This window comes from Burkholderia sp. AU45274 (genome assembly GCF_030482505.1).
Taxonomy (GTDB): domain Bacteria; phylum Pseudomonadota; class Gammaproteobacteria; order Burkholderiales; family Burkholderiaceae; genus Burkholderia.
The window spans coordinates 408,982-429,443 of sequence record NZ_JAUJQE010000004.1 but is presented as its reverse complement, the minus strand read 5'-3'; the positions used below and the strand labels follow the sequence as shown (position 1 = coordinate 429,443).

The window sequence follows — 20,462 nt, the reverse complement described above, 5'->3', positions numbered from 1 at the left end:
AACGGCCCCTGCCGTTGTCCCTCGACTACAGGAGCCCATCGCGTGAAGATCACGACTTCCTCTCCTTCCCGCCCGGGCGGCAGCGCCGCGCTGCCGCTGCTGGCACTCGCCGCCGGTGCGTTCGGCATCGGCACGACCGAGTTCTCGCCGATGGGCCTGCTGCCCGTGATCGCCGACGGCGTGCACGTGTCGATTCCGCAAGCCGGCATGCTGATCAGCGCCTATGCGATCGGCGTGATGGTCGGCGCGCCGCTGATGACGCTGCTGCTCGCGCGCTGGTCGCGCCGCTCGGCGCTGATCGCGCTGATGTCGATCTTCACGATCGGCAACCTGCTGTCGGCGTTCGCACCGGACTACACGACGCTGCTGCTCGCCCGCCTCGTGACGAGCCTCAACCACGGCGCCTTCTTCGGACTGGGCTCGGTGGTCGCGGCCAGCCTCGTGCCGCGCGAGAAGCAGGCCAGCGCGGTCGCGACGATGTTCATGGGTCTCACGATCGCGAACGTCGGCGGCGTGCCGGCCGCGACCTGGCTCGGCCAGATCATCGGCTGGCGCATGTCGTTCGCGGCGACCGCGGGCCTCGGCCTGGTTGCGATCGCCGGGCTGTTCGCCGCGCTGCCGAAGGGCGAAGCCGGCAAGATGCCCGACCTGCGCGCCGAACTCTCGGTGCTGACGCGCCCCGTCGTGCTCGGCGCGCTCGGGACGACCGTGCTCGGCGCCGGCGCGATGTTCACGCTCTACACGTATGTCGCGCCGACGCTCGAACACCTGACCGGCGCGACGCCCGGCTTCGTGACCGCGATGCTGGTGCTGATCGGCGTCGGCTTCTCGATCGGCAACATCGCGGGCGGGCGCCTCGCCGACCGCTCGCTCGACGGCACGCTGATCGGGTTCCTGCTGTTGCTGATCGCGACGATGGCCGCGTTCCCGGTGCTCGCCCGCACGCATGCGGGCGCCGCCGTCACGCTGCTCGTGTGGGGTGTCGCGACGTTCGCGGTCGTGCCGCCGCTGCAGATGCGCGTGATGCGGGCAGCCCACGAAGCGCCGGGCCTCGCGTCGGCCGTCAACATCGGCGCGTTCAACCTCGGCAACGCGCTCGGCGCCGCGGCCGGCGGCGCGGCGCTCTCGGCGGGCTTCGGCTATGCGGCCGTGCCGCTCGTCGGCGGACTGATCGCCGCGGCCGGGCTCGCACTCGTGTTCGTGCAGATCGCGCAGCAGCGCCGCGCACCGGCCGCCGCGAATTCGTAATCGCGACTCGTCGCGCCGGTCATGCGCGACGGGCAGCCGCCCGTGGGGCGAACACACTCACGGCCGCGCAATGCGGCCGTCTTCGTTTTCACTCGTCAATGCCGATTCACCGATTCGCCAATCATAAAAATCGGGAAATTCGGCACATCTTGCATCGCTGCAAAATCCGATTCATTAACGGAAAACTGAAAACGATCCAATCTGCCTGAACGATTCAATGCCTGCCTATTTCGCTTCACCGGGCATTTCAGTCAACCATTCCGCATCGGCCGTTTCAATCCACTGCGTCAATCGGAAAAATCGCTTCGCACCCCGCCAAAGCCGCGAAACTATTGCCGCATCACAGGAAAATCTTTCGCTCGCGCCGCACGAGAGAAAATCGAAAACCGTAATGTTTTCCGGCTTTATTCCATCGACTCCCGGCTTTACTGTAACAAAATGAAACAGCCCGAACATTGCGATTGAAAGACTCATCAATTCGTATCAGCATTCGCAATGCCGTGGCATGCGAAGCGCGGCATAAATCCAATGAAAAACCGCTCGATGAGGGATCCGTGTGAAAGTCGCCATCGCTTCCACGACATTGTCGCTCGCGCTGTCAATCGGCCTGTCGACACCTGCCGCCGACGCAGCCACGTATTCGAACGGCACTGCGACCGCCACCTTCAACGTCACGCTGACACTGCAGCCGAACTGCACGATCGCCGCGAACCCGCTGGCCTTCGGCACCAACGGGGTGCTGGCCACGGCAATCAACCAGCAGACGACCGTCAGCGTCACCTGTACCAACACGACGCCGTACAACGTCGGCCTCGACGCGGGCTCGGTCACGGGTTCGAGCGTCGCGAGCCGCCTGATGGCCGGCACGTCGACCGGCAACACGACGACGACCGTCGGCTTCCAGCTCTACCAGGACGCCGGGCGCACGACGATCTGGGGCAACACGCAAGGCACGAACACCGTGGCCGGCACCGGCACGGGCGCCGCGCAGGCGTTGACCGTCTACGGCCAGGTGCCCGCGCAGGCGACGCCGAAGCCGGACACCTATCAGACGACCGTCACCGCAACCGTCTACTTCTGACCGGCGCAGCAACGCATGACCGCATTACGTCGAACGCTCGCCGCGCTGCTGTGCGCGGCCGGCACCGCGCACGCCGCGTCGCTGCAGATTTCCCCCGTCACGATCGAATTCGGCACCGACGACACGGCCACCGGCATCACGCTGCGCAATCCGGGCGAGCGCCCGGTGTACGGGCAGGTGCGCGTGTTCCGCTGGGACCAGGCCGACGGCCAGGACACGCTGACGCCCACCCAGGATCTGGTCGCGAGCCCGCCGCTGATCGAGGTCGGCATGCAGTCCGAGCAGCTGATCCGCGTCGTGCGCGCGGCGCGCACGCCTTCCGGCATCGAGCAGAGCTACCGGCTGCTGATCGACGAGCTGCCGCAGCCCGGCGAAGCGCCGACCAACGGCGTGTCGATCCGGCTGCGCTATTCGATTCCGGTGTTCGTCGAGCCCGCGGCCAACGGCGCGCCGCAGCTCGACTGGGCGCTGCTGCGCAGCAACGGCGGCTGGGTGCTGCGGGTGCGCAACGGCGGCGCGCGCCGCGCGCAGCTCGCGTCGGTCGAGCTCGTGACCGGCGACGGCCACGCGTACCCGCTCACGCGCGGATTGCTCGGCTACGCGCTCGCGGGCCGCACGGGCCAGTGGAGCGTGCCGCTGCCGGCCGGCGTCACGCTCGGCAGCAAGGTCACGGTGCGGGCGGCCGTCAATTCGCAGCCGGCCAGCGCGGTCGTCACGGTGGAGCCGCCGGGCTAGACCGCCGGTGCGCCGCCCGGCCTCGCCCCCTTCGCCACGCGCCGGCAGGTTCCCCGCCAATGGACGCGAAACGCCGCGCCGCTCGCCGCGCGCCGCGCTTGCGGCCATCGTGGCCGGCAGCCTGCTCGTGATCGGCTCGGCCCGCGCGGACGAACCCGCGGCACTCGTGATGACCGACAGCACGCACGACGTGGTCCTCGAAGTCAGTGTCAACGGCGAAAGCACGGCGCTGCTCGCGCACTTCCGCGAGCGCGACGGCCATCTGTCGGCGAGCGGCGCCGACCTGCGCACGATCGGCTTCGCGACCGACCGGCTCGGCATCGCCGATGCGGCGACCGTCGATCTCGACACGATTCCCGGCCTGCGCTACCGCTACGACGCGGCACGCCAGAGCGTCGACCTGCAGCTGCCCGACGCGCTGCGCCGCCCGTACGCGGTCGACAGCCGCGCGTTGCCGGCCACGCAGGAGGCCAGCGCGTCGCGCGGCCTCGCGATCAACTACGAGGCGTACGCGCAGACGATCGGCGACCGGCAGTTCTCGCTCTATACCGGCGTGCGCTACTTCGACCCGAACGGCGTGTTCAACACGACGGGCACCGCGTATTTCTACAACGGCCAGCGGCGCTATACGCGCTTCGATACGTCGTGGAGCCGCTCGGACCCGGCACGGCCGAGCACGACGCAGATCGGCGACGCGATCTCGGGATCGCTCGCGTGGACGCGCTCGGTGCGCCTCGGCGGCTTCCAGTGGCGCAGCAACTTCGCGCTGCGGCCCGACCTCGTGACGTTCCCGATTCCGTCGCTCGCGGGCTCCGCCGCCGTGCCGTCGGCGGTCGACCTGTACATCAACAACGTGCGCCAGTACACCGGCAACGTGCCGAGCGGCCCGTTCATCATCCACGACGTGCCGGGCATCACGGGCGCCGGCCAGGCGACCGTCATCACGCGCGACGCGCTCGGGCGCACCGTCGCGACGTCGGTGCCGCTCTACGTCGATACGCGCATGCTGTCCGCCGGGCTGTCGAGCTATTCGTTCGAAGCCGGCTTCCTGCGCCGCAACTACGGGCTGCAGTCGTTCGACTACGACGCGCGGCCGGCCGTCAGCGGCTCGATGCGGCGCGGCGTGACCGATGCGCTGACCATCGAGGGGCATGCGGAAGCAACCGGCGGCATGGTCAACGCCGGCGTCGGCGCCCTGATGCGGCTCGGCTACGCGGGCGTCGTGAGCGGCGCGGTCGCGGGCAGCGCCGGACGCTATCCGGGCACGCAGGTAAGCGTCGGCTACCAGGTGATCGAACCGCGCTTCTCGATCAACGCGCAGACGATCCGCGCGTTCGGCCGCTACGGCGACCTCGCGTCGCGCGACGGCTCGCCGGTGCCGTCGGCGACCGACCAGGCCACGCTCGCGCTGCCGTTCATGCACCGCCAGACGCTGTCGCTCAGTTATATCGGCTTCCGGCTGCCGCAAGGCCCGAGCGCGCGAATCGGCACGGTGTCGTACACGCTGAGCTTCGGCGATCTCGCGTCGGTGAGCGTGAGTGCGTACCGCGACTTCGCGCAGCAGGGTGCGAACGGCGCGTTCGTCTCGCTGAACATCGGGCTCGGCCGCAACACGTCGATCAATACGACCGTCGGCCGGCAGCGCGGCCAGTCGAACTACACCGTCGACGCGAGCCGCCCGCCCGACTACGACGGCGGCTGGGGCTGGGGCGTGCAGACCGGCGGCACGGGCGCGGTGCCGTACCGGCAAGCGCAACTGCGCTATCTGGGCCACGCGGGCGAAGTCATCGCGGCCGCGCAGAACATCGACCGCCAGACCGGCGCGTCGCTCGACGTCAGCGGCGCGCTCGTGTTCATGGACCGCAGCCTGCAGGTGTCACGCCGCATCGACGACGGCTTCGCGCTCGTGTCGACCGACGGCGTCGCGGGCATTCCGGTGCTGCACGAGAACCGCGTGATCGGCACGACAGATCGCGCGGGACACCTGCTCGTGCCCGACCTGAACGCGTACCAGAACAACCAGATCGCGATCGACTCGATGAAGCTGCCCGCCGATGCGCGGATCGCCCGGACCTCGATGACGGTCGTGCCGCAGGCGCAATCGGGCGTCGTCGCGCATTTCGGCGTGTCGCGCTATCGCGCGGCGTCGGTCATCCTGCACGACGCGGCCGGCCGCCCGCTGCCGGCCGGCGCGCACGTGCATCACGCGGAAAGCGGCGCGGACACGATCGTCGGCTACGACGGGCTCACGTTCATCGACGGACTGAAGGAGGACAACCATCTCGTGATCGATTACGGCACGCAGCGCTGCGTCGCGACATTCGCGTTCACGGCGCCCGGCAACGGCACGCTGCCGACCCTCGGCCCGCTCACCTGCCGGCCCGCGCCATGAAGTTCGCACTGCTCCTCTTCGTCGCGTTCGCCATGTGGTGCGGCGTGCCGCACGATGCGCAGGCCGAGACGTGCACGGCCACCGCGTCGACGGTGAGCTTCGGCTCGGTCAGCCCGATCTCGCGCGCGTCGGTCGCCGCGACCGGCACCGTCAGCATCACCTGCACGTGGTCGGCCGTCACGCTGACGCCGAACGTGCTCGTGTGCCTGAGTCTCGGCGGCACGAGCCCGCGCAGCCTCGTCAACGGCAACAACGCGATGCAGTACGACCTCTATCTCGATGCCGGGCATTCGGTCGCGTGGGGCTCCATCTACTCCGGCACGACGCCGGCATCGGTGACGCTCGTCAAACCCGCGCTCGGCACGAGCGCGAGCGCCACGGTCACGATCTACGGGCAGATCACCGCGAACCAGCCGACCGTGCCGACGACCGGCAACAGCACGACCCCCTACTCGCAGACGTTCGGCGGCAACACGACATCGATCAACGCGGGGTTCTACCTGCTCGGTGCGCCCACTTGCGCGTCGCTGACGGCGTCGAACGGCACCTTCCCGTTCAGCGCGACCGCCAACGTCATCAACAACTGCAACATCAGCGCGACCAACGTCAGCTTCGGCACCGCGAGCGTGCTGTCGGGCGCGCTCACCGCGACCGGTTCGATCACCGCGCAATGCACCAACGGCGACGCGTGGAAGATCGCGCTGAGCGGCGGCAGCAGCGGCAACGTGACGGCGCGCCAGATGCAGCGCAGCGGCGGCGGCGGCACGATCGGCTACGGGCTTTACACCGATGCCGCGCGTTCGATCGCGTGGGGAGACGGCACGGGTGGCAGTTCGACGGTCACGGGCGTCGGCACGGGCACCTCGCAGGCCGTGACCGTGTACGGTGCGGTGCCGGCGCAAACGACGCCCGCGCCCGGCAACTACAGTGACACGATCACCGCGACGATCAGTTTCTAGCGCTCAGTGGCATGGGCGAGCGCGCGCGAGCGCTCAGAACGTGACGGTCCAGGTGGGGAGCACGCCCGCGCCGATGCTGCGCGGCGCCGATCGCACGTCGGGCCGCGGCGCGTGACTGAGCACGAACGGCGTACCGTGCGCGCAACTGACGCTCGGCATGTCGCCATCGACGGCCTGCGGCACGCCGGGGCCGATCGTGCAGATTTCGGGAATGGTGAGACTGACGCGCAGCGGGATCGACGGATCGGCCGCGCTGGCGAGCGACCCTACGCCCAGCGCCGCGAGCGCGATCGCACCGCGTCTGATTTGGCCGGCTGTCATCGTTCGGCCCTCCTTCGTGCATCCATCCAGCATATGCGCGAATTATCGGCAGGCGTGCGGAAATCTTGAGTCCGCACGCCTGCGATCGGGCCCCGCGATGACGGTCAGCGCGCGGCGGCGAATCCGCCGAAAAATGCACGCGCGTTCGCGTCGAGGCTGTCGAGGTGATAGCCGCCTTCCTGCACGATCACCGTCGGCAACCCGAGCGCGCCGATCGCGCCGCCGAGCCGGCCGAAGCCGTCGGTCGTGACGGCCACCTGCGATTGCGGATCGTCCTTGTAGATATCGAAGCCGAGCGCGAGCACGAGTGCATCGGGCTCGAACCGCGCAAGCGCGCGCAGCGCGTCGTCGAGCCGCTCGAAGAACGCCGACTCCGGCGCACCGTGCGGCATCGGCAGGTTGAGGTTGAAGCCGTCGCCGGCCCCGGTGCCCGTCTCTTCCTCGTAGCCCGCGACGACCGGGTAGAAATTGGTCGGGTCGCCGTGGATCGACACGTACAGCACGTCGTCACGGCCGTAGAAGATCTCCTGCACGCCCTGCCCGTGATGCATGTCGGTGTCGAGGATCGCGACCCGGCGATGGCGGCCGAGCAGCGACTGCGCGGCGATCGCCGCATTGTTCAGGTAGCAGAAGCCGCCGGCCGCGTCGCGGCGTGCGTGATGGCCGGGCGGCCGGCACAGCGCGTAGGCCTCGCGCGCGCCGTCGTTGACGTCGGCCGCGGCCGCCAGCGCGCCCTGCGCGGACCAGTACGCGGCGCGCCACGTGTTCGCGCCGACCGGGCAGCTGCCGTCGGCGAGGTAGCGCGCGGCTTTCGCGAGCACGCCGCGCAGCGGGTTCGGGTCGCGCACGAACACGTTCGACATCACTTCGTCGCCCCAGTCGTCGGGCATCTGCTTCCAGTCGCGATGCGCTTCTTCCAGGAAGCGCAGGTAGTTCATGTCGTGCACGGCCGCGATCGGCGCGGTGCCGCGGTCGGCCGGCTCGCGCACGTCGAAGTCGAGCGAGCGCACGGCCGCGACGAGCCGCGCCGCGCGCTCGGGTACTTCCTGCGGCTCACGCATCTGGCCGCGCGACAGGTAGCTGCGCGGATGGTGCAGCAACTGCTCGGGATGGAAATAGGTTTTCATCGTTCGCCCTCGTCGGTTTTCGAATTATCGGTTCGCCGCGTCATGCGTGCTGCGCGGCGGCCGTCACGGCAACGCCCGCCGCGACGCCGGCGCGCGCGAGCACCGCATGAAGCAGCACGTTCGTGCCGCGCGTCACGTCATCCGGCAGCGCATCCTCGGCTTCGTTGTGCGACAGGCCGTCGACGCACGGGATGAACACCATCGCGGTCGGCACGCAACGCGCGAGCAGGATCGCGTCGTGCCCGGCGCCGCTGACGATCCGCTCGTTCGTATAGCCGAACGCGGCGGCCGCCTGCGCGACCTGTTCGACGCAGTCGCGGTCGAACGGCGTCGCCGGGCTGCGCCAGCAGGTCTCAATCGCGACCTGCACGCCACGCGCGGCGGCGACACGCGTGCACGCCTCGCGCAAGTCGCGCTCCATCGCATCGACTTGCGCATCGTCGTGATGGCGGAGGTCGACCGTGAACGTCACGTCGCCCGCAATGGTGTTGCGCGATGCGTTGCGGATGCCGACCTGGCCGATCGTCGCGAGCCCGCGCGGCGCATAAGCGGCGACGATCCGTTCGAGTTCGAGCGCCATCTGCGCGCTCGCGAAAGTCGCGTCCTTGCGATACGGCATCGGCGTCGTGCCCGCATGCGCGGCGACGCCCGTCACTGTCACGTCGAGCCAGCGGATCGCCTGCCCGCCCGTGACGATGCCGATCGTCGTGCCGTTCGCCTCGAGCACGGGGCCCTGTTCGATATGTGCCTCGAAGTACGCATCAACCGCGCCGCCCATCGCACGCGTGCCGCGATAGCCGCATGCGTCGAGTGCCGCGCCGAGCGTGACGCCGTCGGCGTCCTGCTTCGCGAGCGCTTCGTCGAGCGGCAACGCGCCCGTGAACACGGCCGAGCCGAGCATCGCCGGCGCGAAACGCGCGCCCTCCTCGTTGGTCCAGGACACGATCTCCAGCGGCTTGTCGGTCGCGATGCCAGCGTCGTTCAGCGTGCGCACGAGTTCGAGCGCGGCGAGCACGCCATAGACGCCATCGAAGCGGCCGCCTTCGGGCTGCGTGTCGAGATGGCTGCCGATCAGCACCGGCGCTGCCTGCGCATCGATGCCGTTGCGCCGCGCGAACAGGTTGCCGACGGCGTCGACGCTCACCGTCATCCCCGCGTCGCGACACCACTGCGCGAACAGGTCGCGCCCGCGACGATCGTCGTCGGTGAGCGCGAGGCGTCGCACGCCGCCGCGCGGCGTCGCGCCGACACGCGCCATGTCCGCCAGGCTCTGCCACAAACGGGCGCCGTCGATTTCCAGCAGGTCTTTCATGTGCACTCCGGATGAATTCGTTCGTTGAGGGTCACTGCGAGCCGAGCGCTTCGGCGGCGGCCGGCCGTGCCGCGCGGCGTGCGTCGAGCGCGACGATGCACAGCAGCGAGATGCCGGCGAGACACGTGTAGAACACCGCGAGCGGCCACCACTGGCCCGCGAAGCGATGCGCGAGCCACGTGCCGACCAGCGGCGTCAGCCCGCCCGCGATCGCACCGCAAACCTGGTAGGCGAGCGAGATCGCCGAATAGCGCACGTGCGCGGGGAACACGTCGCTGACGAAACCCGCGATCACCGAATAGAAGCCGGCCATGCAGACGACCGCGAGCGCGATGCCCGCGATCAGCGACGCGGACGTGCCGCCCTGCACGAGCATGAACATCGGATACGGCGACAGCATCGCGAGCAGCGCCGCGAGCTTCAGGAAGCGCGCGCCGCCGATGCGCTCGGCGATCCATGCGGCGATCGGCTGCGCGACGAACTGGATGATCGCGACCGCGAACAGGCTGTCGAGGATCAGCGAGCGCGACACGCCGACGTACTGCGTCGTGTACGCGATCATGAACGTGTTCGTGAAATAGACGCCCGCGATGCCGATCGTGTTCGCGCCGATGCAGAGCGCCACGAGCCCCGACGCGGAGCGGAACACTTCCGCGACCGGCAGCTTCACCGTGCGGTGGGCTTCCTTTACACGCGCGAATTCCGGCGACTCGTTCACGCCGAGCCGGATCAGGATACCGACCACGAGCAGCACCGAACTCGCGAGAAACGGCAGACGCCAGCCCCACGCGAGGAAGTCGGCCTTGTCCATCGACGTGACCGCGCGGAACGCGATCAGCGACAGGATCAGCCCAGCCGGGCTGCCGAGCTGCGCGAACGACGCGAAGAACGTGCGACGCCCCTGCGGCGCATGCTCGCCCGCCATCAGCACCGCACCGCCCCATTCGCCGCCGACCGCGATCCCCTGCACCACGCGCAGCGCGACGAGCAGCACCGGCGCGAGCATGCCGACCTTCGAATAGTCGGGCAGCAGCCCGACGCAGACGGTCGCGACGCCCATCATCATCAGCGTCGTCATCAACGCCTTCTTGCGGCCGATTCGATCGCCGAGATGGCCGAAGATCACGCCGCCGAGCGGCCGGGCGAAGAAGCCGACCGCGAACGTCGCGAACGACGCCATCGTGCTGACGAAGCGGTCATGCGACGGGAAATAGAGTTCGCCGAACACGAGCGCGGCGGCGGTCGCGTAGATGTAGAAGTCGTACCACTCGATCATCGTGCCGATGAATGCGGCCGTCGCGGCGCGCGCCGGCTGGCGGGCGGAAGAAAGGGACTGGGTCATGCGGGCTCCTGATGCGCGCCGCTGCGGGCGACGCACAATTCGTGTGACGGCCGTCTGTCGCGGCCTTGCGCCGCACGCTGCGGCACCCCTCCTTTATCGGTGACCGCAAATCATTAGTCAAATTTCAAGTTATTGTTCGCCGTATAAATTCAGCTAATACCCACCTTGACGGCTCGCCCGGAGACCCGATGCGCCCCGACCTCGCCCCGTTCCTGAACGACCGCCTCGACTGGAACCTGTTGCGCACCTATCTCGTGATCATCCAGGAACGCAGCGTGAGCCGCGCGGCCGCGCGCCTGCACGTCACGCAGCCTGCGGTGAGCCAGGCCTTGCGGCGGCTCGAGGACACGCTCGAGCGCAAGCTGATCGAGCGGCGCGGCACGCACTTCGCGCCGACGCCTGCCGGCGAAGCCGTCTACCGGATCGCGAGCGACATCTACGGCGGCATCTCGCGCCTCGAGACCGAAATCGACGACAGCACCGCCGACCTGACCGGATCGATCCGGCTGCTAACGGTGAGCCGCATCGAGTCGCCCGTCTACGATGAATTCCTCGCGGACTTCCATCGTGCGTACCCGCGCATCGATCTGCAGATCGAAGTGATGCGCTCGTCGGACATTCTGTCTTCGCTGCTGCAGAAAACGGCCACGGCCGGGCTCGGCCTGTGCCGCACGCCGCACGACAAGCTGGAGATGCGCTGCTTCCTGCGCCAGCGCTATGCGATCTACTGCGGCCGCCATCACCGGCTGTTCGGGCAGACGCAACTGCGGATGGACGACCTGCTCGCCGAGAATTTCGTGTCGTTCACGAGCGACCAGATCGGCGACAGCCTGTCGCCGCTCACCGTGTTTCGCGACCAGCGGGGCTTCACGGGGCGCATCGTCGCGTCGTCACCAAGCCTCGAGGAAGTGCGGCGGCTGATCTTCGCCGGCTACGGGATCGGCTGCCTGCCCGAGCACATCGTGCGCGACGACATCGCCCAGCAGCGACTGTGGCGGCTGCCGCCCGACGACGGGCTCGTCGATGTCGACGTGTTCCTGCTGTGGCATCGCGATCGCAAGATGAACGCGGCGGAGCACGCGTTTCTCGACGCGATGGAGCGCTGCATGCAGCGCTATTCGCTGGCGGAGCGGTTGGGGAAGTAGCCGCGCGAACGCGCCCGCGAAATGCACGGGGCGCGCACGGCCATGCGCGTCGGCCTCGTCAGAACCGATGCACGATACCCAGCTGCACACCCCGTGCATTCGCCCCCGGATACGCGAGCGGCAGGCCGGGGTTCGCCGCGCCGGCAAGCGTATAGCCGGCCTGCTTGCGGTTGCGCAGGTACGACAGCGCACCGTAGAAGCTCGTGCGCTTCGACAGGTCGTACTCGTACATCAGCCCGACCTGGTCCGCATGGTTGCCCTGCGACGACTGGTCGTGCAGATACGCGTAGCCGAGCGCCACGTAGTTCGCCGGATTGAACTGGTATTTGACCGACAGCCCGTACACGCGCGAATCGATGCCGAGATCGGCCCACTTCACCGCGGAGAAGCCGCCGTACACGGTGGCCTTGCCGATCTCGTACGACGCGCCGGCCATGATCGTGCGATCGGTGGTGGTCGCCGTCGCGTTCTTCAGCCACTGGCCCGCGACGAACGCGCCGAACGGCCCGTGTTCGTAGGTCAGGTCGAACTGCTGGCTCGAGCCTGCCGAGCGCACGCCGCCCGCATCGCCGAACCCGAAATACAGCCCACCCTGGAAGCCGGCGATCTCCGGGCTCTGGTACGACAGCGTATTGCTGGTGCGGAACGCGAACACGGTCAGGTTGTCCATGCCGGACGCCTGCGTGACGCCGCCGAACGCATCCTGTCCGCCCTGGTCGTTGAACAGCGGCGAATTCTGGCGGCCCGCGCGCACCTTGCCCCACTGCCCCGCGATGCCGACCCATGCCTGCCGGTTGAACAGGCTGCCCGCACTCGCGAGCGAACCGTTGTTCGGATTGAAGCCGTTCTCCAGCGCGAACTCGATCTTCTGCCCACCGCCGATATCCTCGCCGCCCTTCAGCCCGAACCGGCTGCCCCACTGGCCGCCCGAATTGATCGCCGCCGTGTAGCCGTTGCCCGTATTCACGTACTGCGCGAATTCGTCGATCACGCCGTACAGCGTGACGCCGTCCTGCGCGAACGCGGCGCCCGGTCCGGCGACGCATGCCACCGCGACCGTCATGCGAAGACCGGCGTGCACCATCCGCGCCCGGGAATCGCTTCCGCGCGCTATCGTTTGTTTAGTCATACTATTCAATGGTCAGAGAATGAAACGACACCGGGCGCGGCAGTCGCGCCGCACCGGCATCGCGGAAAAGAAAACGTGGGGAAGAACCGGGCGCAGGCGGCGCCCGGCTCGCGCGACAGTCAGGCCGGCAACCGGCCGGCCCGAGGCGCGTGACGTGTCGTCAGTGGTGAACTTCGCCGCGTTCGAGCGGCAGGATCAGGCGCTCGGGAATGCTGCGGCGCGATGCGCGTGCGCCGATGTAGTACAGCACGGCCGGCACGACCAGGCCGAGGATCCACGAGATGTCGGTGCCGCCGAGCGCGTCGACGAGCGGCCCCGTGTAGATGTGCGTCGACATGAACGGCAACTGCACGAGGATGCCGACCACGTAGATCGTGATCGCCATCACGTTCCAGCGGCCGTAGCGGCCGTCCGGATCGGACAGCGCCGGCACGTCGTAGCGCGAGCGCGTGAAGCAGTAGTAATCGACCAGGTTGATCGCGCTCCACGGCGTGAAGAACGCGAGCAGGAACAGGATGAACGCGGTGAATTCCTTCAGGAACGAATGGCGGCCCGCGAGCGCGATGAGCGTGGATACGCAGATCATCCCGAAGATGTAGACGAGGCGGCTGCGCGACGACACGGCGTGCTTGCCGCGAAAGCCGCTGACGATCGTCGCCATCGACATGAAGCTGCCGTACGCGTTGAGCGCCGTCACCGTCACCTTGCCGAACGCGATGCTGAAGTACAGCAGCGCGGCCACGGCGCCCGTCGAGCCGAGACCGACGATATACGCGACCTCATGGTGCGCGAACTGGCCGCCGGCCAGCGCGGCCGCAAACACGCCGAACACCATCGCCGCCTGCGCGCCGATCACCGAGCCGAGGCCGACCGCCACGAACGTCGCGACCGACGACGTCGAGCGCGGCAGGTAGCGCGAATAGTCGGCGACGTACGGGCCGAACGCGATCTGCCACGACGCGGACAGCGACATCGACAGCAGGAAGCTCGCGAGCGAGAAATGCTTGTTCGCGAGCAGCGCGCCGATGTCGTGGTTCGCGAACAGCTGCGTGAACATGTAGACGAACGCGGCGATGCCGACCACGCTGGCGATCCGGCCGACGGCGTGGATCGCGCGATAGCCGAACACGGTCAGCACGACGATCACGGCCGCGAACAGCAGGATGCCGGCCGCGTCGTCGATGTGCAGCAGCTGCGCGACGGCCTGCCCGGCCAGCACCGAGCCGCTCGCGGAAAAGCCGATGTACATCAGGCACACGAGCACGATCGGGATCATCGCGCCATAGACGCCGAACTGCACGCGGCTCGAGATCATCTGCGGCAGCCCGAGCTGCGGCCCCTGCGCGCCATGCAGCGCCATCACCGCGCCGCCGATGAACTGGCCGAGCAGCAGCGCGACCAGCGACCAGAACACGTCGCCGCCGAGCACGACCGCGAGTGCGCCCGTGACGATGGCCGTGATCTGCATGTTCGCCGACAGCCACAGCGTGAACTGGCTCAGCAAGCCGCCGTGGCGCTCGGCGTCGGGAATGAAGTCGATCGAACGGACTTCGATCAGGCCGCCGGCTTTTCCACTGGGATTCGTTGACACGGGGAAATCTCCAAAATACTCAGGATCACAAATGGTTGGAACGAGACGGGAAGCTGCGAGCCGCCCTTTCGGCTCGGCGGGTGCGGGGCGCCGTGGATCGCCGGCATGCGCCACGCACGCATGGTCTGCGCACTGGCGCGCAAGCGGCACGATGTGTGCCGACATTGCCAGCGGATGATCTTGTATATACAACTTGCGAGGTATCGGTGATTACCCGGAATCCGCCGATTTTCGAAAATGTCCGAATCATCGGGCCACGTTCGGCCTGTCCAGTCGAAAGATGAATGTCGGAATAATGAAAGCTCAGGCGCGTGCGGGCGATGCCTGATCGGGCTCGGCCGTCATGTCGGCGGCGGGAAGGAGATTCAGCAGGCGCCGGGCGGCCTCGATGTCGCGCACGTGCAGCCATTCGTCGTAGTCGTCGCGACGCAGCATCACGACGCCCCGCTTCTCTTCGCCGGGCCGATGCATCCGCGCGAACAGCGGGTGCGTATCCGCGTTGACCGTGAGCATCGCCATGCCCACGCGCTCGCGGCCGTCGTCACCTTCGTAGCGCCGCCAGATGCCGGCGACGCAGTACGGCTGCCAGCCGTCGACGCCGATCCGCTGCCACACGTTGCGGCCGGTTTCGTAGCAGGGTTCGAAGATCCAGCGCACCGGAATCAGGCAGCGCTGGCCGTTGCGCCACGCGTTGCCGTAGAGCCGCGACGAGCCGACCGTTTCCGCGCGCGCGTTCACCGTGTCGAGCTTCTTCTTTTTACGGCCGTTCTCGTCGAGCCGCTCCGGCTGCATGAATTTCGGCCAGAAGCCGAACACGGCCGCGACGACTGCGAGGCCGTCGCCGGCGGCACGCGCGATCGGCGCCGCGTAGTCGGGATACACGTCTGGGGCCCACGGGTCGTGGCGATACAGATCGCCGATGCCGATCTTCAGTTCGCTGATGCCCGGGTCTTCGTCGGGGGCGCGGTAGTGAGTGCACACGGCTCGGCGGACGATGGATGCAATGTTTCCATCGTAGGTCAGTGCAGGGCCGCGGTCGCGCTATTGTTTGGTATGACGAAACAGTTTTACGAATCTATTTTTCCATGGCTCGCCGCCGGCGCGATGCGTACAGGCAGATCAGCTCCAGCGCGATCGTCGCGCCGGCCAGCGACGTGATTTCCGCATGATCGTACGGCGGCGACACTTCGACCACATCCATGCCGACCAGGTTGATGCCGTCCAGATGCCGCAGGATCTCGAGCGCCTGATGGCTCGACAACCCGCCCGAGACCGGCGTCCCCGTGCCCGGCGCGAACGCCGGATCGAGGCAGTCGATGTCGAACGTCAGGTACACGGGATGGTCGCCGACCCGCTCGCGAATGCGCGCGGCGACCGCGGCGGGCGTCGACGCATGCACCCGGCGCGCATCCTGGATGTCGAAGCCCATCGGCTCGTCGTTGGTCGTCCGGATCCCGATCTGCGCCGACCGTTCGGGCACGACCCACCCTTCCCGCGCCGCGTGATAGAACATCGTGCCGTGATCGATGCGCTTCACGTCGCGGTCGGGCCACGTGTCGGTATGCGCGTCGAAATGCACGAGCGACAGCGGCCCGTGCACCTTCGCATGCGCCTTCAGCAGCGGATACGTGATGAAGTGATCGCCGCCGAGCGTCAGCATCGCGCAGCCGCGCGCGAGGATCGCATCCGCATGCCGCTCGATCGCGCCCGGCACCGATTCGGGCTGCCCGAGGTCGAATGCGCAATCGCCGTAGTCGACCGCGGCCAGCATGTCGAACGGATCGAACGACCACGGCCACGGGCGCTCCCACGCGATGCCTGTCGACGCAATCCGCAACCCGCGCGGGCCGAAGCGCGTGCCGGGCCGATGCGACGCGGCGGAGTCGAACGGCACGCCGGTGATCGCGAGGTCGACGCCGCCGAGATCGCGGCTGAAACGCCGGCGCATGAAGCTCGTCGCGCCCGCGAAGGTCGGTTCGGCCTGCGTGCCGTAGAGGCTGTCGCGCGTGAAGGCGAAATCGTTCTGGCTCATCGTCGGATTCCTGTCTGGTGGGAAACGGCCGCGCGGCTCGCGACCTCGTGCCCGATTCTGCCGTCACGGCATCCGACGAAAAATATGAACTAACATAAGCCGACTTCACGAAACGCGATGTATCGCCATGCTGACCCGATTGAGAGACATGGATTTGCAGTTGCTGCGGCTCTTTCTGACGATCGTCGAAAGCGGCGGCTTCAGCGCCGCGCAGGGCACGCTCGGCATGGCGCCTTCGACGATCAGCACGCAGATGGCCAAGCTCGAGACGCGCCTCGGGTTCCGGCTGTGCGATCGCGGCAAGAGCGGCTTCCGGCTGACGCCGAAGGGCGAACGCGTGCTGCAGTCGACGCGGCGGCTCCTGTACGCGATGGACGTGTTCACGCGCGATACGCAGCACGTGTCGGGCACGTTGCTCGGCGAACTGCGCATCGGGCTGTCCGAGCGGCTCGCACCGGACATCGTCGAATCGATCGCGGCGAGCGTCGGCCGCTTCCGCGAACGGGCGCCGGATGTGCTGATCGAGATGATCGCGGTGCCGCCCGACGAACTGGAACGCCGGCTGCTGAAGGGCGAACTGCAGCTCGCGATCGGCTACTTTTCCGGCCACCAGGCCGGCCTGCGCTACGCACCGCTGTTCGTCGAACACCAGTCGCTGCACTGCGGCGCGCGGCATCCGCTGTTCGCGAAAAAGAACGTGTCGGTCAACGACATTGCGAACGCGAGCAACGTCGCGCGGCTCTACAAGACGACTACGTCGGGTGCGGCGCCGCGCAACGCGCAACCGACCGCGTTCTCCGAAAACGTCGACGCCGACGTGATCTTCATCCTGTCCGGCGCGCATGTCGGCTTCCTGCCCGACCATGTCGCGGCGCCGTGGGTCGCCGCGGGCAAGATGCGCCGGCTGCTCGCGAGCAAGCTGAGCCATACGGTCGCATTCCAGCTCGCGACGCCAAGGAACTGCGACGGCAGCGAAGCGCTGGAGGCGTTCACGACGGCGCTTGCCGAACAGTTCGGCGGGCTCGACGGCTTCGCGGATCAGTGACCGGCGCGCCGTCCGTTTTGCGTCAGACGAGTTGGTCCGACGCGATGACCTGCACGCCCGGCCGCGCGTCGATTGCCGCGTCGAGCATCGCACGGGCAATCCGCGACGCGGGATTCACGCGCCACTTCGCCGGCAAAACAGGCCGGGCCACGTTCAACGCCGACACCAGCAGCCGCTCGCCGAGCCTGAATTCGTCGCGGCTGCCGCCGATCAGGCCGGGCCGCACGTAAGTGAGCGACGCGAACCCGACGCCGGCGAGCGCCTGCTCGACCTCGCCCTTCACGCGGTTGTAGAAGATGCGCGACGCCGGATCCGCGCCGAGGGCGGAATTCAGCACGTAAGCCGGTGTGCCGTGGCGGTGTGCGAGCCGCGCGATCGCGAGCGGATAGTCGTGGTCGACGCGCCGGAATGCCGCCTGGGAGCCCGCAGCCCGCATCGTGGTGCCGAGCGCGCAGATCACGGCATCGGCGTGCCACCAGTCGGCCGTGTCGGGCAGATGATCGAAATCGACCTCGAGCGCGCGCATCTTCGGGTGCGGCGACAACGGGCGGCGCGCGACGACGATCACCTGATCGACCCGCGCATCGGCGAGCGCGACTTCGAGGACGTGACGCCCGACGAGTCCGGTCGCGCCGACGAGCAGCAATTTCATGTCCGATCCTTCCGAGTAGAGCCTGCGTTGGCGAGCCGGGAACGGCCCGGCTTACGGCTTCCCCCATGATCGTCGGCCGACTCGGCGCCGACAACCCTCCAACATCTCCAAAAGTTACAGGGCGTACGCTACAAACCCGCCGCCTCCTGTCGCGACACGCTCGGCGCGACACCCGTCCAGCGCTTGTACGCCTGCGAGAACGACGACATGTCGCTGAATCCCAGTTCCTGCGCGATTTCCTTGATCGACCGGCGCCCTTCCGCGATCAACGCCTGCGCGCGGGTCTTGCGCACCGCGCTCGAAATGTCCCGGAAGCATGCGCCCTCTTCCTGGAGCCGGCGCTTCAACGTGCGCTCGCTGGTGTTGAGCAACGTCGCGATGTCCTTCAGCTGCGGCGGCCGGTCGAACGGGCGCGTGGCCAGGTACTCGTTCAGGAACGATACGAGGTCGACGCGCGTCCGCCTGCGCGTGATCAGCTCGGCACACATGCGCTCGCACATCGCCGCGGTCGCGGCATTCGCCTGCGGCAACGGTCGCTCGAGATGCGCATGCTCGAACGTGAGCGTGCTGGCGGGCTGGCCGTGCCGGATCGTCGCGCCGAGCACCGGCTGCTGCGCGCCAGCGCCGGGGCCGGCACCATACGCAAGATCGAACGTCGCGAGTTCGAACGCGCTGCCGATCACGTCGCGCAGCACGCGGCACGTCGCGCCCATCGCGCGTTCGACGAAGAAGCGCTGCACGTTCGCGGCGAGCTCCGGCGACGCGTCGAACTGAATCACGTCGCGCGGCCCGGCCCGGCGGAACGTCATCCCGACGAAGGTATAGGTCAGCGCCAGGTAGCGGCCCGCGAGCGCGACCGCGTCCATGCCGGTCGCGCTGCTCAGCAGCCCGTAGCCGAGCAGCCCGTATGCCGAAAGCTGGTACGACAGGCCGACCTCGAGGCCGACGCCGGCCTCCCCGGCGGTCAGGTCGAGCAGGTTCGACGCAACGGCCAGCTCCTGCGCGGCCAGCACCGTGAAGTCCGGGTCGGCAAGCTGCTTCAGCGTGAGCTGCGACCCCTTGAGCAACGCCTGCGGCGCGATCTTGCGGTCGCGGCCGAAATCGATCATCAGCAGGACGGAAGCCGGGCTGCGGGCAAAGTTCCAGACATTCATCAGACGCCTCGCGACGTGGGTTGGCCTAGATTCTAAAGCGGTTGGCCCGCCCCAGCATGGATCGCGCGAGCCCGCGCGCCGATGATGAACGCCATCGCAACCCGCACGGCGTCGATCACCATGAAGCGTCCGTCGCTCTTTCGTGCTGCCCGCGCGCTGCTGCTGGCCGCCGGCCTGTCGAGCGCACCGCTCGTACCGGCACTGGCCCACGCCGCCGTTTCGCCCCATCCACCGGAGTCCGCCACCATGCCCAAGACCTACGCCGACCAGCCCGTCTGGCGCGACATGCAGACATTCCTTCCGACCGACTTCCAGTGGAAGGACGGCCGGCAACCGACGGAGGAATGGTGGTCCTGGCACGGCCATCGCATGCATCTCGACACGTACCGCAACCGCCAGGCGCGGGTGAAGGTGATCCTGTTCCATGGCGTGGGCACCAACGGCCGGCAGATGTCGATGATCCTCGGCGAGCAGCTCGCGCGCCGCGGCTACGAAGCGATCGCGGTCGACATGCCCGAGTACGGGATGACCGAAGTCGCCACGGGCAAACGGGTCCGCTATGACGACTGGGTGCGCGCGGGCAGCGACCTGATCGACGCGGAGCGCGCGAAGGACGGCCGGCCGATCGTGCTCTACGGACTCAGCGCCGGCGGCATGCTCACGTATCACGTGGCTGCGCTGAACGGCAAGGTCAAGGGCATCGTCGGGATGACCTTCCTCGACCAGCGCCTTCAGCAGGTGCGCGACGAAACCGCGCGCAACGTGTTAATGAGCCGCGTCGGCGGCCCGTTGATGCATCTCACCGCGATGACGCCGCTGAAATCGATGCGGGTGCCGATGACGCTCGCCAGCAAGATGTCCGCGCTCGTCAACGATCGGGATGCGCTGAAAGTATGGCTGTCTGATCGCACCTCCGCCGGCAACGCGATGACGATCGCGTTTCTCGATTCCTACATGTCGTACCGGCCGGCGGTCGAGCCGGAGGATTTCGCCGTGTGCCCGATCCTGCTCACGCAACCGGCCGCGGACCGCTGGACGCCGTTGCACCTGAGCGAACCGTTCCTGCAGCGCGTGCGGAAAGTGCCGGTGAAGGTCGTCATGCTGGACAATGCGGGCCACTATCCGCTCGAACAGCCGGGGCTGTCGCAGATGGTCGAGGCGATCGATGCGTTCTATCGGGAGGTGACGGCAAAGTGA

General features: G+C 68.1%; 19 protein-coding genes. 8 read left to right on the top strand and 11 right to left on the bottom strand.

The genetic code is table 11. The annotated features are described in order from the left end of the window. The first annotated feature begins 42 nt into the window (after window positions 1-42). Window positions 43-1,248, top strand: coding sequence for an MFS transporter (locus QZM35_RS17840; RefSeq protein WP_089424973.1), 1,206 nt, complete (start codon window positions 43-45; stop codon window positions 1,246-1,248). A 225-nt stretch (window positions 1,249-1,473) separates the two neighbouring features. On the opposite strand, the gene QZM35_RS17835 is transcribed toward QZM35_RS17840, so the two are convergent. After that, window positions 1,474-1,722 (bottom strand): hypothetical protein, encoded by a 249-nt coding sequence (locus tag QZM35_RS17835; protein ID WP_143329816.1) that lies wholly within the window; start codon window positions 1,720-1,722, stop codon window positions 1,474-1,476. Between the two features lie 109 nt (window positions 1,723-1,831). Between QZM35_RS17835 and QZM35_RS17830 the strand changes: the two genes are divergently transcribed. From QZM35_RS17830 to QZM35_RS17815, 4 genes are read left to right on the top strand one after another with little or no spacing between them, the layout of a single operon-like run. Beyond that, complete coding sequence (locus QZM35_RS17830) at window positions 1,832-2,329, top strand: spore coat U domain-containing protein (protein WP_089424972.1); 498 nt, start codon at window positions 1,832-1,834, stop codon at window positions 2,327-2,329. A 15-nt stretch (window positions 2,330-2,344) separates the two neighbouring features. Beyond that, on the top strand, window positions 2,345-3,064 hold the full coding sequence (locus QZM35_RS17825) for a molecular chaperone (protein WP_301776534.1): 720 nt from the start codon (window positions 2,345-2,347) through the stop codon (window positions 3,062-3,064). Between the two features lie 7 nt (window positions 3,065-3,071). Then, complete coding sequence (locus QZM35_RS17820) at window positions 3,072-5,456, top strand: fimbria/pilus outer membrane usher protein (RefSeq protein WP_174975761.1); 2,385 nt, start codon at window positions 3,072-3,074, stop codon at window positions 5,454-5,456. After that, window positions 5,453-6,415, top strand: a complete 963-nt coding sequence (locus QZM35_RS17815) for a spore coat U domain-containing protein (protein WP_301776533.1) — start codon at window positions 5,453-5,455, stop codon at window positions 6,413-6,415. The genes QZM35_RS17820 and QZM35_RS17815 overlap by 4 nt, the downstream gene beginning before the upstream one ends. A 33-nt stretch (window positions 6,416-6,448) precedes the next feature. Here QZM35_RS17815 and QZM35_RS17810 read toward each other — a convergent pair whose 3' ends face one another. From QZM35_RS17810 to QZM35_RS17795, 4 genes are all read right to left on the bottom strand, one after another. After that, window positions 6,449-6,736: a hypothetical protein gene (locus QZM35_RS17810; protein ID WP_301776532.1), complete on the bottom strand. Its 288-nt coding sequence runs from the start codon at window positions 6,734-6,736 to the stop codon at window positions 6,449-6,451. A gap of 104 nt (window positions 6,737-6,840) precedes the next feature. Then, window positions 6,841-7,863 carry a histone deacetylase family protein gene (locus QZM35_RS17805; RefSeq protein ID WP_089430861.1) on the bottom strand — a complete coding sequence of 341 codons (1,023 nt, stop codon included), beginning with the start codon at window positions 7,861-7,863 and terminating at the stop codon, window positions 6,841-6,843. 40 nt (window positions 7,864-7,903) lie between these two features. After that, entirely contained in the window at window positions 7,904-9,175 is a 1,272-nt protein-coding gene (locus QZM35_RS17800; RefSeq protein WP_301776531.1) for a Zn-dependent hydrolase, read from the bottom strand. A gap of 31 nt (window positions 9,176-9,206) precedes the next feature. Beyond that, a complete protein-coding gene (locus QZM35_RS17795; protein ID WP_089424965.1) occupies window positions 9,207-10,517 on the bottom strand; it encodes an MFS transporter in 1,311 nt (436 codons plus the stop codon). A gap of 188 nt (window positions 10,518-10,705) precedes the next feature. Here QZM35_RS17795 and QZM35_RS17790 point away from each other — a divergent pair, with 188 nt between their 5' ends. Beyond that, the gene (locus QZM35_RS17790; RefSeq protein ID WP_069256256.1) at window positions 10,706-11,662 is read left to right on the top strand and encodes a LysR family transcriptional regulator; all 957 of its coding nucleotides are present in this window, start codon (window positions 10,706-10,708) and stop codon (window positions 11,660-11,662) included. A 58-nt stretch (window positions 11,663-11,720) separates the two neighbouring features. On the opposite strand, the gene QZM35_RS17785 is transcribed toward QZM35_RS17790, so the two are convergent. The 4 genes from QZM35_RS17785 to speB all read right to left on the bottom strand — a co-directional run bounded on the left by QZM35_RS17785 (window position 11,721) and on the right by speB (window position 16,414). After that, window positions 11,721-12,791, bottom strand: a complete 1,071-nt coding sequence (locus QZM35_RS17785) for a porin (RefSeq protein WP_301776530.1) — start codon at window positions 12,789-12,791, stop codon at window positions 11,721-11,723. A gap of 160 nt (window positions 12,792-12,951) precedes the next feature. Continuing rightward, window positions 12,952-14,382: a cytosine permease gene (locus QZM35_RS17780; protein ID WP_089424963.1), complete on the bottom strand. Its 1,431-nt coding sequence runs from the start codon at window positions 14,380-14,382 to the stop codon at window positions 12,952-12,954. Between the two features lie 303 nt (window positions 14,383-14,685). Continuing rightward, window positions 14,686-15,363 (bottom strand): SOS response-associated peptidase family protein, encoded by a 678-nt coding sequence (locus tag QZM35_RS17775; protein ID WP_301776529.1) that lies wholly within the window; start codon window positions 15,361-15,363, stop codon window positions 14,686-14,688. A 94-nt stretch (window positions 15,364-15,457) separates the two neighbouring features. After that, window positions 15,458-16,414, bottom strand: coding sequence for an agmatinase (gene speB / locus QZM35_RS17770; RefSeq protein WP_301776528.1), 957 nt, complete (start codon window positions 16,412-16,414; stop codon window positions 15,458-15,460). A gap of 127 nt (window positions 16,415-16,541) precedes the next feature. Between speB and QZM35_RS17765 the strand changes: the two genes are divergently transcribed. Beyond that, window positions 16,542-17,459, top strand: a complete 918-nt coding sequence (locus QZM35_RS17765; protein WP_301776527.1) for a LysR family transcriptional regulator — start codon at window positions 16,542-16,544, stop codon at window positions 17,457-17,459. Window positions 17,460-17,481: 22 nt separating this feature from the next. Here QZM35_RS17765 and QZM35_RS17760 read toward each other — a convergent pair whose 3' ends face one another. Then, a complete protein-coding gene (locus tag QZM35_RS17760) occupies window positions 17,482-18,111 on the bottom strand; it encodes an NAD(P)H-binding protein (protein ID WP_301776526.1) in 630 nt (209 codons plus the stop codon). A gap of 128 nt (window positions 18,112-18,239) precedes the next feature. Then, on the bottom strand, window positions 18,240-19,265 hold the full coding sequence (locus tag QZM35_RS17755) for an AraC family transcriptional regulator (protein ID WP_301776525.1): 1,026 nt from the start codon (window positions 19,263-19,265) through the stop codon (window positions 18,240-18,242). 246 nt (window positions 19,266-19,511) lie between these two features. On the opposite strand from QZM35_RS17755, the gene QZM35_RS17750 reads away from it, so the two are divergent. Beyond that, window positions 19,512-20,462: an alpha/beta fold hydrolase gene (locus QZM35_RS17750; RefSeq protein ID WP_089431378.1), complete on the top strand. Its 951-nt coding sequence runs from the start codon at window positions 19,512-19,514 to the stop codon at window positions 20,460-20,462.